At 59.8% G+C, this 12650-nt stretch carries 12 protein-coding genes; 6 read left to right on the top strand and 6 right to left on the bottom strand.

Features of this window, described 5'->3' with window-relative positions:
* Positions 1-42 precede the first annotated feature (42 nt).
* Together V6F91_RS04845 and V6F91_RS04840 are read right to left on the bottom strand one after the other, a co-directional pair.
* Positions 43-1023 (bottom strand): TIGR02285 family protein, encoded by a 981-nt coding sequence (locus V6F91_RS04845; RefSeq protein ID WP_332762750.1) that lies wholly within the window; start codon positions 1021-1023, stop codon positions 43-45.
* The gene (locus V6F91_RS04840) at positions 950-2149 is read right to left on the bottom strand and encodes a CaiB/BaiF CoA-transferase family protein (RefSeq protein WP_332762749.1); all 1200 of its coding nucleotides are present in this window, start codon (positions 2147-2149) and stop codon (positions 950-952) included. Before V6F91_RS04840 ends, V6F91_RS04845 begins: the two co-directional genes overlap by 74 nt.
* A gap of 146 nt (positions 2150-2295) precedes the next feature.
* Here V6F91_RS04840 and V6F91_RS04835 point away from each other — a divergent pair, with 146 nt between their 5' ends.
* From V6F91_RS04835 to V6F91_RS04825, 3 genes are all read left to right on the top strand, one after another.
* Positions 2296-2838, top strand: coding sequence for a YaeQ family protein (locus V6F91_RS04835; protein WP_093104404.1), 543 nt, complete (start codon positions 2296-2298; stop codon positions 2836-2838).
* A 54-nt stretch (positions 2839-2892) separates the two neighbouring features.
* Positions 2893-4602, top strand: coding sequence for a single-stranded-DNA-specific exonuclease RecJ (recJ, locus tag V6F91_RS04830; protein ID WP_332762747.1), 1710 nt, complete (start codon positions 2893-2895; stop codon positions 4600-4602).
* A gap of 265 nt (positions 4603-4867) precedes the next feature.
* Positions 4868-5974: an NADH:flavin oxidoreductase/NADH oxidase gene (locus V6F91_RS04825; RefSeq protein WP_332762746.1), complete on the top strand. Its 1107-nt coding sequence runs from the start codon at positions 4868-4870 to the stop codon at positions 5972-5974.
* Between the two features lie 177 nt (positions 5975-6151).
* Here V6F91_RS04825 and V6F91_RS04820 read toward each other — a convergent pair whose 3' ends face one another.
* Positions 6152-7780: a glucan biosynthesis protein D gene (locus V6F91_RS04820; protein WP_332762744.1), complete on the bottom strand. Its 1629-nt coding sequence runs from the start codon at positions 7778-7780 to the stop codon at positions 6152-6154.
* Positions 7781-8185: 405 nt separating this feature from the next.
* Here V6F91_RS04820 and V6F91_RS04815 point away from each other — a divergent pair, with 405 nt between their 5' ends.
* The 3 genes from V6F91_RS04815 (at position 8186) to V6F91_RS04805 (ending at position 9233) form a co-directional block, all read left to right on the top strand.
* A complete protein-coding gene (locus tag V6F91_RS04815) occupies positions 8186-8371 on the top strand; it encodes a hypothetical protein (RefSeq protein WP_206415439.1) in 186 nt (61 codons plus the stop codon).
* Positions 8372-8586: 215 nt separating this feature from the next.
* A complete protein-coding gene (locus V6F91_RS04810) occupies positions 8587-8832 on the top strand; it encodes an AbrB/MazE/SpoVT family DNA-binding domain-containing protein (RefSeq protein WP_093106915.1) in 246 nt (81 codons plus the stop codon).
* Positions 8832-9233, top strand: a complete 402-nt coding sequence (locus V6F91_RS04805) for a type II toxin-antitoxin system VapC family toxin (protein ID WP_332762742.1) — start codon at positions 8832-8834, stop codon at positions 9231-9233. The genes V6F91_RS04810 and V6F91_RS04805 overlap by 1 nt, the downstream gene beginning before the upstream one ends.
* Positions 9234-9327: 94 nt before the next feature.
* Here the strand turns inward: V6F91_RS04805 and V6F91_RS04800 are convergent, their stop codons facing one another.
* The 3 genes from V6F91_RS04800 to V6F91_RS04790 form a co-directional block, all read right to left on the bottom strand.
* Positions 9328-10752 carry a gamma-aminobutyraldehyde dehydrogenase gene (locus tag V6F91_RS04800; protein WP_332762740.1) on the bottom strand — a complete coding sequence of 475 codons (1425 nt, stop codon included), beginning with the start codon at positions 10750-10752 and terminating at the stop codon, positions 9328-9330.
* A gap of 157 nt (positions 10753-10909) precedes the next feature.
* On the bottom strand, positions 10910-11734 hold the full coding sequence (locus V6F91_RS04795; protein ID WP_208938594.1) for an ABC transporter permease: 825 nt from the start codon (positions 11732-11734) through the stop codon (positions 10910-10912).
* The gene (locus tag V6F91_RS04790; protein ID WP_423815314.1) at positions 11724-12644 is read right to left on the bottom strand and encodes an ABC transporter permease; all 921 of its coding nucleotides are present in this window, start codon (positions 12642-12644) and stop codon (positions 11724-11726) included. The genes V6F91_RS04795 and V6F91_RS04790 overlap by 11 nt, the downstream gene beginning before the upstream one ends.
* Positions 12645-12650 lie beyond the last annotated feature (6 nt).

The raw sequence follows: 12650 nt of genomic DNA, 5'->3' as shown, positions 1-12650 counted from the left end.
GTCTCCCCACTTCTCGGGGTTTCTTTTTGCCCGCGATTTTTTTCATTGCGCGGTCTGGTGTTCGAAAAATACGCGGGCCTGTTGCAGATAGTCCGCCCGCCGCTCCGGGTCGAGCCAATCGGCGTACAGCTGATTGAGCGGTTCGTGGGGCAAGGTGCGCAGCAGACTGTTGATCTCAGCAATGGCCTGACGTCCCTCGGCGGAATTGGAGCACGCCACATGCCCCGAGAGATATTGCTGCGTACCGCGAATCGGGTAGAACGCCAGTTCATTCTCGGCGATCTGCGCCTGAGTGGCCTGATAACGGATCTCCGGCCAGTAACCCAATACCACTTGCAAGCGGCCCAGACGCTGCATCGATAGCAGATTGCTCAACGCGTCGTTGCCGTAGTGTGGCGTCAATGCGCCACGCGGCGCCTGCTGCAACAGGTTGTCGATGAATTCGCCATAGCTGCGTTCGGCGACGATGCCGACCTTGCGTTCAGGCGCCGCGAGCAAAGCCGCCAGATCAACCTCTCCTTCCACCAGATAAGGCGCAAGCACTGCGCGATCCTTTTGGCGCACCACCAGACCGTTGCTTACGGCGCGGATCGCCGGTATCGAATACACAATCCACCGCGCACGCTCCTTGCTCCACAGCAGTGCCGGATCGCAGGCAAACGAGTGTTCCTGGAGCATTTGCAAACCGCGGGCGCGATTGACACGCAGCAGTGTGTGTTCGTACTGCGGCATACCGGCGATCAGCAGCGGCAGCAAATGATCGATGACGCCCTGACCCTTTTTCGGACCCTCGAAAATGGTCATTGGCGGCAGGTCGCGCAACAACCAGATCAGCGTCGGTTTTGCCTGCGCTGCGCCTGACAAAATAAGCAGACACAGCAGGCCCAACAGCCGCCACGTCCACCCGGACTGTGCGCGGTCGGCAGGCGAGGGCAGTCGGCGCTTCAGCTTAAATGGCTCCGTCTTCGCGTAACCTGGCGATCTGCTTTTCGTCGTAGCCAAGGTCGTGGAGTACCTGCGCATTGTGCTCACCCAGTTGCGGTCCGACCCATTCGGAACTGCCGGGTGTCTCTGACAATTTCGGCACGATGCCGGGCATCTTGAAATCCTTGCCGTCGGGCAGTTTCGCATGCAGGAACATTTCTCGCGCCAGGTACTGCGGATCGCTGAACATGTCCTCGGCGCTGAAGATCCGGCTGGCCGGCACTTCGGCCTGATTAAGCAGGTCGAGCACGGTTTCCAGCGGCAGCGAATTGACCCAGCGATCAATGACTCCGTACAGCTCGTCGCGGCGGCTGTCGCGTCCGTCATTGCTGACCAGCGCCGGGTCGTTGGCCAGGTCTTCACGACCGATGATCAGCATGAAGCGTTTGAAGATCGCATCGCCGTTGGCGCCAATCTGCACATGCTTGCCGTCGGCACTGGTGTGAATGGAGGAGGGTGTAATGCCCGGCATGATATTGCCGCTGCGCTCGCGGATGAAGCCGAACACATCGAACTCCGGCACCATGCTTTCCATCATCGCGAAAATCGCCTCATACAGCGCGACATCGACGACCTGGCCAAGGCCGCCGTTGACTTCGCGGTGCCGCAGCGCCATCAGCGCGCCGATCACGCCCCACAGCGCAGCAATCGAATCGCCGATGGAAATCCCGGTGCGCACGGGCGGACGATCTTCAAAACCGGTGATGTAACGCAAACCACCCATGGACTCGCCGACCGCGCCGAAACCGGGCTGGTCTTTCATCGGCCCGGTCTGGCCGAAACCGGACAGGCGCACCATCACCAGTTTCGGGTTCAGCGCGTGCAGGGTTTCCCAGCTCAGGCCGAGCTTTTCCAGCACGCCGGGGCGGAAGTTTTCGATGAGAATGTCGGCTTCGCTGAGCAGTTGTTTCAGGATCGCCAGACCGTCCGGGTGCTTCAGGTTCAGCGTCAGCGATTTCTTGTTGCGCGCCTGGACAAACCACCACAGCGAGGTGCCTTCATAGAGCTTCCGCCATTTGCGCAGGGGATCGCCGCCGTCCGGCGATTCGATCTTGACCACTTCGGCGCCGAACTCGCCGCAAATACGCGAGGCAAAAGGCCCGGCAATCAATGTTCCCAATTCGATGACTTTCAGACCCGAGAGCGGTTTGCTGGTGAACGGCATGCGAAATCCTGTAGGCCAAGGCTGAGCGGATACAGCGTTTTAACATAGCCGGCCGTCAGACGCCGCAGCTTGATCGCCATCAACTCGATGATTGCCCACGGCATCGGTTAGACTTGCCGACTTTCCTCGTATCAAGAAGCCCGTTCATGGCCCAGCCGTCCACTACCTATAAATTCGAACTGAACCTCACCGACCTCGACCGCAGCGTCTACGAGAGCGTCAAGCAGACCATCGCCCGTCACCCTTCGGAAACCGAAGAGCGCATGACCGTGCGCCTGCTGGCCTACGCCCTCTGGTACAACGAGCAGTTGTCGTTTGGCCGTGGTCTGTCGGACGTGGATGAACCGGCCTTGTGGGAAAAGAGCCTGGACGACCGCGTTCTGCACTGGATCGAAGTCGGTCAGCCGGACGTCGATCGCCTGACCTGGTGCTCGCGTCGTACCGAGCGCACCAGCCTGCTGGCCTACGGCAGCCTGCGCGTTTGGGAGACCAAGGTGATCCCGGCGATCAAGAACCTCAAGAACGTCAACATCGCCGCAGTCCCGCAAGAAGTGCTGGAAACCCTCGCCAAGGACATGCCGCGCGTCATCAAGTGGGACGTGATGATCAGCGAAGGCACGGTCTTCGTCACCGACGACCGTGGCCAGCACGAAGTCCAGTTGCAATGGCTGCAAGGTGAGCGCGGCTGATCCCGCGCCAGCACCGCAATAACCCACGTAACCAAGAGAAGTCTCTGTCACCCCATGCGTATCGAACCTCGTCAACTGCCCGCCACGCTGCCCTTTCTGGGTGATCTGCCACCGCTGCTGACCCGCCTGTACGCGGCGCGGGGCGTGCAGTCCGAGGCCGAGCTGGACAAGAGCCTGGCGCGGTTGATCCCGTACCAGCAACTCAAGGGCATCGATGCCGCCGTCGACCTGCTGGTGACCGCGCTGGAGCAACGCCAGCGCATCCTCATCGTCGGCGACTTCGATGCGGACGGCGCCACGGCCAGCACCGTTGGCGTGCTGGGTTTGCGTCTGCTGGGTGCGGCCCATGTCGATTATCTGGTGCCGAACCGTTTCGAATATGGCTACGGCCTGACCCCGGAAATCGTCGACGTCGCGCTGACCCGCGAGCCGCAATTGCTCATCACGGTCGACAACGGCATCTCCAGCGTCGAAGGCGTCGCCGCGGCGAAACGCGCCGGCCTGAAAGTGCTGATCACCGACCACCACTTGCCCGGCGATGAGTTGCCGCAGGCCGATGCGCTGGTCAACCCGAACCAGCCGGGCTGCGAATTTCCGAGCAAGGCGCTGGCGGGTGTCGGCGTGATCTTCTACGTGCTGATGGCGTTGCGCGCCCGCCTGCGCAGCCTCGGCTGGTACGAGAGCAAGCCGCAACCGAACATCGGTGAATTGCTTGATCTGGTAGCGCTGGGCAGCGTCGCCGACGTGGTGCCGCTGGACGCCAACAACCGCATCCTGGTGCACCAGGGGCTCGAGCGGATTCGCGCCGGCCGGGCGCGGCCGGGGATCAAAGCGATTCTGGAAGTGGCCAAGCGTGACGCCGCGCGTATCACTTCCACGGATCTGGGCTTTATTGTCGGCCCGCGTCTTAACGCCGCCGGGCGTCTGGACGACATGAGCCTGGGCATCGAATGCCTGCTCACCAGCGATGCCAATCTGGCCCGGGAAATGGCCGCGAAACTGGACGGCATGAACCAGGACCGTAAATCCATCGAGCAAGGCATGCAGCGTGAAGCGCTGGCGCAGCTCAAGGACCTGCCGGTGGAGTCGATGCCGTTTGGTCTGTGCCTGTTCGACCCGGATTGGCACCAAGGCGTGATCGGCATCCTCGCCTCGCGGATGAAAGAGCGTTATTTCCGCCCGACCATCGCTTTTGCCGATGCCGGCGATGGCCTGCTCAAGGGCTCGGGACGTTCGGTGCAGGGCTTTCACATTCGCGACGCGCTGAGCGTGGTCGCCGCGCAGCATCCGAACCTGATCGCCAAGTACGGTGGCCACGCGATGGCGGCCGGTCTGACCCTGGCGCAGGAAAATTTTCCGTTATTCGCCGAGGCCTTCGACGCCGAAGTGCGCCGGCAACTTCGCGAGGAAGACCTGACCGGGCGCATGCTCACCGATGGCACCCTGGCGGTCGAGGAATTCCACCTCGAACTGGCCCGCGCGTTGCGCCATGCCGGGCCTTGGGGACAGCATTTTCCGGAACCGGTGTTTCATGGCGTGTTTCAGTTGGTCGAACAGCGCGTGGTTGGCGAGCGGCATTTGAAAGTGGTGCTGAAAAGCGAATGTGGCTCGGTGAAGCTCGATGGCATTGCGTTTGGTATTGATCGGGATGTCTGGCCGAATCCGACCATTCAGTGGGTGGAACTGGCTTATAAGCTCGACGTTAACGAGTTTCGCGGCAATGAGACGGTGCAGTTGATGATTGCTCATATTGAACCGCGTTAGGGCCTTCGCGAGCAGGCTCACTCTTACAGGTCCGGTGTTGTCCATGGGGGAGCGAGCCTGCTCGCGAAAGCTGTTTTCACACACTGAATCACTCTGAACCCTGCTTCTTCCCGCGTTGTCGACTAGGCTCTAAGCACTGCTTGATTGGCCTTGTGACGTCTTGTCGAATTTTTGCCCGCGGGGGCGGGTGCTGCACCTTTTTCTGTCACTCGTCGACTTTTCAAACAGAACCCTGGAGCCTGCCCACTGATTCGAGAGGTGCCCCATGAGTCTGCTGCTTGAACCTTTTACCCTGCGCCAACTGACCCTGCCCAACCGCATCGCCGTCTCGCCGATGTGCCAATACTCCAGCGTCGACGGCCTAGCCAATGACTGGCATCTGGTGCACCTGGGCAGTCGCGCGGTGGGCGGCGCCGGGCTGGTGTTTACCGAAGCCACGGCGGTTACGGCCGACGGGAGGATTACCGCCGAAGACCTTGGCCTGTGGAACGACGAGCAGATTGCCCCGTTGCAACGCATCACTCGCTTCATCAATGCACAGGGCGCAGTTGCCGGCATCCAGCTGGCCCACGCCGGGCGCAAGGCCAGCACCCATCGGCCGTGGATCGGCAAGCACGGCAGCGTCAAACCCGAGGAGGGTGGCTGGACGCCGGTCGGTCCGTCACCGATCGCTTTCGACCCGCAGCACACACAACCGAAACAGCTGGATGAAGGGCAGATCGCCGCCGTCATTGAAGCCTTCGTCGATGCCGCCAAACGCGCATTGACGGCGGGTTTCAGCGTGGTCGAGGTGCATGCTGCGCACGGTTATCTGCTACATCAGTTTCTCTCGCCGCTGAGTAATCAGCGTCAGGATCAGTACGGCGGCTCGTTCGAAAATCGTATCCGGCTGGTGCTGCAAGTCACCGAAGCGGTGCGGGCGGTGTGGCCGGAAGAACTGCCGGTGTTTGTTCGGGTGTCCGCCACCGACTGGGTGGAAGACGGCTGGAACCCGGATGAAACCGTGGAGCTCGCGCGGCGCCTGCACACGCTGGGGGCCGATCTGATTGATGTGTCCTCTGGCGGTACGGCGGCCAATGCGGAAATTCCGGTCGGGCCGGGTTATCAAACGCGCTTCGCCGAGCGGGTGCGCAAAGAGTCAGGCATTGCCACTGGCACCGTAGGCATGATTACCGAGCCGGCGCAGGCCGAGCACATTTTGCGCACCTGTCAGGCCGATATCATTTTCCTTGCCCGGGAGCTGCTGCGCGATCCGTACTGGCCGCTGCATGCCGATGATGATCTGGGTGGGCGCAAAGCAGTGTGGCCGGCGCAGTATCAGCGCGCGACCCATCGGGATCAGCCGATTCATGAATCTGATTTGCGGGATTGATCGAGGCTGAAAAGCAAAAGCCCCGAGCCGGTGAGGGTCGGGGCTTTTTTGTGTCCTGAACATTTATATTGCCTGAGTTGGCCTCTTCGCGAGCAGGCTCGCTCCCACAGTTGGAATCTGTACTCCTGTTGGAGCGAGCCTGCTCGCGAATGGCGCCAGAACTGGCGCCTCAAATCCTCAAGGGTATTTGCGCTTGTCCGGCGCCGGCGGGAAATACTGGTACAGCCAGGTCTCGCTCAGCGTGCGGTCATTGGTGCGGATAAACAGGCGCAGTTCCACCGGCTCGACGCTGTCATTGGTCGGGTACCAGTCGAACAGGATCCGGTAACCCTTAATGTCATCCAGCACCAGCACGCTGAAATCCTGCACCTTGCCGTTCGAGCAGGTCACCACCGGTTCGATCCCGGTGCCCAGCGGCAAGCGCTCCAGACCGCCACCGGTGAAGTCCACGGCAAAGCGTCGCGCCCACACCTTCGGATAATGCTCGCCCGGTGCCCAGCCTTCGGTGAAACCACCCATGCCGGAACGGGTCGCGTGCACCCGCGCCAACGGCGTGCCCACGGGCGGCAACGCGCTCCAGTAGAGCTTGTAGCCGTAATTCAGCGAATCGCCGGCAGCCACCGGCTTCTTCGGCGTCCAGAACGCCACGATGTTGTCCAGGGTCTCGCCGGTTGTAGGGATTTCCAGCAGATCGATGGAGCCTTCGCCCCACGCGGTTGTAGGCTCGACCCACAGGCTCGGACGCTTGCTGTACCAGTCGACCGTGTCCTGATAGTTGGCGAATTCGTGATCGGTCTGCAGCAGACCGAAGCCCTTCGGATCCTTGTCGGCAAAGGCGTTGAATTGCAGAGTAGCCGGGTTGTTCAGCGGTCGGCAGATCCACTCGCCGTTGCCACGCCACATGGCCAGGCGATCCGAGTCGTGGATTTGCGGGTGAATGGTGTCGCACATACGCCGTTCGTGGGTGCCACAGCTGAACATACTGGTCATCGGCGAAATGCCCAGCTGTTCGATGGCGGTACGCGCATTGATATGGGCGTCGATTTCCATCACCACGCGTTCGGCCTGGCAATCGATATCAAAGCGATAGGCACCGGTGGCGCTCGGCGAGTCGAGCAAGGCGTAGACCACAAAACGCGTGGCGTTCTTGTCGGGCGTCTCGAACCAGAATTTGGTGAAGTCCGGGAATTCTTCGCGCTTCTTGGCGTAGGTGTCGATCGCCAGCCCCCGCGCCGAGAGGCCATATTGGCCAGTCGCATCGACTGCACGGAAATAACTGGCGCCGAGAAACGACACCACATCATGCCGATCCAGTTCCGGTGCCTTGAACAGTTTGAACCCGGCGAAACCCAGATCGCCTTTCAACTGCTGGGTGTCGACCGAAGTGTTCTCGTAGTTGAACAGTGCCGGACGGAAATGCACCTCGCGCGCCATGCGTGTCTTTGGATCGACGCTGTACATGCGCACCGGCTGACGGAAACCCATGCCGACGTGGAAGAATTGCACGTCCAGCTGGCCTTTGTTTTCCTTCCACAACGAATGCTCGCCGTCGTAGCGGATCGCGTTGAAATTCTGCGGCGTCATCGTCGCCAGCGTCGGCGGCAATACCTGTTTCGTATCCTGATAGGCGCTGCCGGCCAGTTGCTTGGCTTGGCGCTTGAGCGCCTCGAAATCGAACGCCTGCGCCTCGCCATCGGCGGCGCCGCCATTGGCTGCCCATGCACGGGTGGCCAGCAGGCCAGTGGCCGAAAGACCGGTGTAGGCCGCAATGGCCATGGACGCTTTGAGCAAATTCCTGCGATGCATATATACAACCTGTCGTGTGCAATCCCGTGCCGTTCCTGGCACGTAGCGGATCGGAAATTACGGTTCGGTCATGCCTTCGGCCAAACGCAACGGACTATAAACAGATGCCCGCTAGCTTAATCGGTTCGATTGTCGAGCAAAAAGCCTTGTTTGCGTGGCGTCAACTGGCAATGAAACAAGACATGTCTGTAATTTTTCTGACAGGGTCATCTGATTTAAAGGGCATAACTGCTTTTTTCGATTAATTACTCTAAAAACTGCTTTTCAGCGCCGATTTAATTCCTATTCTATGGAGCAAGACCGGCTACAAGCCTTCGTGTCGACGGGGCACACGACACTGCTCAAAAGAGGCAGGGCGATGTGAGGTTCAGCAGTTTCTTGACTCATCAGAGAAGGACATCGTCCATGGCGAAAATACACGGCATCACCGAAATGTTAGGGATCTTTCCATGCTTGGGCAGCGGGCGCAGAAGACGCCGGCTCAGTTCGGAAGAATTGAAACTGGTTGAGCGTTATCGAGAGCTTTCCGAGAATGACCGGATTGCGATGAGGTATCTGGTGGATGCGATGCGGAGTGTTTCGCGGTTTTAACGTGAAAACTGAAAGGGGGCGGGCTGCAAAGCCCGCCCCCTTTTTCGAAGCGAACACATCGCGCGTTAGCCACAGTTCAATGGGGGGCATGCAGGCAGGTTTTGAAGTAGGCGTTTCCTTCGAGTTGAGGGGAGAATTCCTACAATATGTGGCGGTTGCAGATCCCGGTAACAGGTATTACGTTGTTCATACGAGTAATACTCTTGGAGCACCACATGACGACAACCATGACGAGCAAGGGCCAGGTCACTATTCCGAAACCAATACGTGACGCCCTTCAACTGACGCCGGGCTCGGCCGTTGAGTTCAGTGTCAATGAACAGGGCGAAGTGGTTTTGCACAGTGCCAGACACGCTGGAGAGCAGACAACGGCACCGGATCGATTTGATGCGGTTCGTGGCAAGGCGGACATCAAGTGGCGAACCGATGATTTGATGGCGTTACTTCGGGGTGATGATTGATGGTTCTGGTCGACACCAACGTATTGATCGACGTTCTGGAGGACGATCCTGTTTGGGCTGAATGGTCTATTCAGCAACTCCGGTCGCAGTCATTGATCCATGATCTGGTGATTAACCCAATCGTTTACGCAGAACTGTCGCAGACGTTCTCAACTTTCGAGACCCTGGATGAGGTGGTTAATCAGCTAGGGCTGGTCGTGCAGGAAATTCCGCGGCCTGCACTTTTTCTGGCCGGCAAGGCGTTTGTACGCTACCGGAAAGTGGGTGGTGGCAAGCAAAACGTGCTGGCGGATTTCTTTATCGGAGCACATGCAGCGGTGAAGAAGCTGCCGTTGTTAACCAGGGATTCCAAGCGGTATCGTAATTACTTCCCCTCGGTCCAGTTGATTACGCCCTCCTGATTATTTAATGGGGGCTGCCGCAATCGCCAGCAGGCTGGCTCCGGCATTTAGAATGCGTTTCCTCTGTGGAAGCAGCCTGCTGGCGATGCTTGTTTCAGTGCTTGAACATCACATGCCGAACCGTGGTGTAGTCCTCCAGCCCATACATCGACATGTCCTTGCCATATCCGGACATTTTCTGACCGCCGTGGGGCATTTCGCTGACGAGCATGAAGTGCGTGTTGACCCAAGTGCAGCCGTACTGCAAACGGGCTGACAGGCGATGCGCGCGTCCCACATCGGACGTCCAGATGGAGGAGGCGAGGCCGTAGTCGGAATCGTTGGCCCACTCCAGCGCTTGTGCTTCATCGGTGAATTTCGTTACCGAAACCACTGGGCCGAATACTTCACGGCGGACGATCTCGTCATCCTGCTGCGCATCGGCCAGTACCGTCGGTTCGAAGAAGAACCCATTGCCTTCAACAGCCTTGCCACCAGTGATCAACCGGATGTGCGGCTGCGCCACGGCGCGTTCGACGAAAGCGGCGACGCGGTCGCGGTGTTGTGCGGTGATCAGCGGGCCCAACTCGGTGGAGGGGGCATCCTGCACGCCGTATTTGATCGTGCTGACCGCCGCGCCGAGTTTCTCGACGAATTTGTCGTAAATACCTTGCTGCGCGTAGATCCGGCACGCGGCGGTGCAGTCCTGCCCGGCGTTGTAGAAACCGAAGGTACGAATGCCGTCTACCGCAGCGTCGATATCGGCATCGTCGAAGATGATCACCGGCGCCTTGCCGCCCAATTCCATGTGCAGGCGTTTAACGCTGTCGGCGGTGCTGGAAATGATGTTCGACCCGGTGGCAATAGAACCGGTCAGCGACACCATGCGCACTTTCGGATGGCTGACCAGCGGACTGCCAACGGTAGCACCGCGACCGAACACCAGATTGAGTACACCAGCGGGGAGGATCTCCGACGCCAGTTCGGCCAGACGCAACGCCGTCAGCGGGGTCTGTTCCGACGGCTTGAGTACTACGGTATTACCGGCGGCCAGCGCCGGGGCGATTTTCCAGGCGACCATCATCAGCGGGTAATTCCACGGCGCGATGGAGGCGATCACTCCGACCGGATCGCGACGGATCATCGAAGTGTGACCGGGCAAATATTCGCCAGCGGCCGAACCGCTCATACAGCGGCTGGCGCCAGCGAAGAAGCGGAACACATCGGCAATCGCCGGAATCTCGTCGTTGAGCGCGGCATTGTAGGGTTTGCCGCAATTGTCGGATTCGAGTTTGGCCAGTTCTTCGCCATGGGCTTCGATGGCGTCAGCGAGTTTGAGCAGCAACAGTGAGCGGTCTTTCGGCGCGGTTTGCGACCACTCGGTGAAGGCGTTGTCGGCGGCGCGCACGGCGGCATCGACCTGGGCTTCGCTGGCTTCATTGATTTCCACCAGCACTTCGCCCCGCGCCGGGTTAAGCACCGGTTGGGCAGGGCCTTCGCCGTTGACCAGTTGGCCGTTGATCAAGAGTCGGGTTTGCATAGCTGTGTCCTCTATTGTTCTGCCGAAACCGGTTTGAAAACTGTGGGAGCGAGCCTGGTCGCGAAGGCGGTGTGTCAGGTGACATCAATGCTGGATGTGACGGCCTCTTCGCGAGCAGGCTCACTCCCACAGGGGTTGTGTGTGGTCTGTCAGGTATTCATTTTCCGCCGCTACCGGCAACGCTCTCGCCGCCGCGCGTCAGGTAATACGCTCCGAGAATCGGCAGCATGGTGACCATCATCACCAGCATCGCCACGACATTGGTCACTGGCACATCCCGTGGCCGGCTCAACTGGTTGAGCAGCCACAACGGCAGCGTGCGCTCATGCCCGGCGGTGAACGTGGTGACGATGATTTCATCGAACGACAGCGCAAACGCCAACATGCCACCCGCCAGCATCGCCGAGCCAAGGTTGGGCAGGATGATGTAGCGGAAGGTCTGCCAGCCGTCGGCACCGAGATCCATCGAGGCCTCGATCAGACTGTGCGAAGTACGGCGCAGGCGAGCGATGACGTTGTTGTAGACGATCACCACGCAGAAGGTCGCGTGGCCGACGATGATGGTGAACATGCCCGGTTCGATCCCCAGCGTCTTGAACGTTGCCAGCAAGGCGATCCCGGTGATGATCCCCGGCAGCGCAATCGGCAGGATCAGCATCAGCGAAATGCCCTGTTTGCCGAAAAAATCCCGCCGGTACAACGCCGCCGACGCCAACGTGCCAAGCACCATCGCGATCAGCGTAGCGATGGCGGCGATCTGCAGCGACAGCTTGATTGCCTCCAAAACATCCGGCCGGGAAAACGCCACGCTGAACCAGCGCAGGGTGAAGCCCTTCGGCGGAAAACTGAACGCGGCTTCTTCGGTGTTGAAGGCATAGAGAAAGATGATCAGGATCGGGAAGTGCAGAAACACCAGCCCACCCCAGGCTGCGATTTTCAAACCCAAAGACGCACGCCCTTGTGCTGAAGCGTCAGAGTGCATCGAAAGCCCCCAGTCGTTTGACGATGGACAGGTAAACCGCGATCAGCACGATCGGCACCAGGGTGAACGCCGCGGCCATCGGCATGTTGCCGATTGCACCCTGCTGCGCGTATACCATGCTGCCGACGAAGTAGCCCGGCGGCCCGACCAGTTGCGGCACGATGAAATCGCCCAGCGTCAGCGAAAAAGTGAAGATCGAACCTGCGGCAATCCCCGGAATCGACAGCGGCAGGATCACTTGCATAAAGGTCTGACGCGGCTTTGCGCCAAGGTCGGCCGAGGCCTGCAGCAGCGATGGTGGCAGACGTTCCAGCGATGCCTGGATCGGCAGAATCATGAACGGCAGCCAGATGTAGACGAATACCATGAACCGCCCCAGATGAGAGGTCGACAAGGTGCTGCCACCAACTCCGGGAATCCCCAGAATGAACAGCAATACGGGCTCCAGCCCCAGGTGCTGGACGAACCACTGCGCCACGCCGCCCTTAGCCAGCAGCAACGTCCACGCATAGGCCTTGACGATATAACTGGCCCACATCGGCAGCATCACCGCGATGTAGAAAAATGCCTTGGTCTTGCCGCTGGTGTAGCGCGCCATGTAATAGGCAATCGGGAACGCGATGACGGCGCTGGCGATCGACACGACAATCGCCATGCTCAGTGTGCGCAGGATGATGTCGAAATTCGAGGGCTGAAACAGCGCAGCAAAATTGGCCAGCGTCAGGTCCGGGGTCACCGCCATGGTGAAGTCGTCGAAGGTGTAGAAACCTTGCCACAACAGCACCAGCAACGAGCCCAGATAGATCGCGCCGAACCACAGCAGCGGCGGCACCAGCAACATCGACAGATACAGATTCGGCTTGCGGTAGAGCAGGTCGGAAAACCTGCGCAACGGTGGCGACGAAGTCATCGCGAG

Origin of the sequence: Pseudomonas koreensis (assembly GCF_036668835.1) — a bacterium.
Taxonomy (GTDB): Bacteria; Pseudomonadota; Gammaproteobacteria; order Pseudomonadales; family Pseudomonadaceae; genus Aquipseudomonas; species Aquipseudomonas koreensis_I.
Note: the sequence above shows the minus strand (reverse complement) of the source record. Positions and strands in the feature narration are given on the sequence as shown.

Excerpts from the sequence above, each read along its gene's own strand:
- V6F91_RS04845 (WP_332762750.1), bottom strand. The coding sequence starts at position 1,023 with ATGCGCAGGTACTCCACGACCTTGGCTACGACGAAAAGCAGATCGCCA.
- V6F91_RS04840 (WP_332762749.1), bottom strand. The coding sequence starts at position 2,149 with ATGCCGTTCACCAGCAAACCGCTCTCGGGTCTGAAAGTCATCGAATTG.
- V6F91_RS04835 (WP_093104404.1), top strand. The coding sequence starts at position 2,296 with ATGGCCCAGCCGTCCACTACCTATAAATTCGAACTGAACCTCACCGAC.
- recJ (WP_332762747.1), top strand. The coding sequence starts at position 2,893 with ATGCGTATCGAACCTCGTCAACTGCCCGCCACGCTGCCCTTTCTGGGT.
- V6F91_RS04825 (WP_332762746.1), top strand. The coding sequence starts at position 4,868 with ATGAGTCTGCTGCTTGAACCTTTTACCCTGCGCCAACTGACCCTGCCC.
- V6F91_RS04820 (WP_332762744.1), bottom strand. The coding sequence starts at position 7,780 with ATGCATCGCAGGAATTTGCTCAAAGCGTCCATGGCCATTGCGGCCTAC.
- V6F91_RS04815 (WP_206415439.1), top strand. The coding sequence starts at position 8,186 with ATGGCGAAAATACACGGCATCACCGAAATGTTAGGGATCTTTCCATGC.
- V6F91_RS04810 (WP_093106915.1), top strand. The coding sequence starts at position 8,587 with ATGACGACAACCATGACGAGCAAGGGCCAGGTCACTATTCCGAAACCA.
- V6F91_RS04805 (WP_332762742.1), top strand. The coding sequence starts at position 8,832 with ATGGTTCTGGTCGACACCAACGTATTGATCGACGTTCTGGAGGACGAT.
- V6F91_RS04800 (WP_332762740.1), bottom strand. The coding sequence starts at position 10,752 with ATGCAAACCCGACTCTTGATCAACGGCCAACTGGTCAACGGCGAAGGC.
- V6F91_RS04795 (WP_208938594.1), bottom strand. The coding sequence starts at position 11,734 with ATGCACTCTGACGCTTCAGCACAAGGGCGTGCGTCTTTGGGTTTGAAA.
- V6F91_RS04790 (WP_423815314.1), bottom strand. The coding sequence starts at position 12,644 with ATGACTTCGTCGCCACCGTTGCGCAGGTTTTCCGACCTGCTCTACCGC.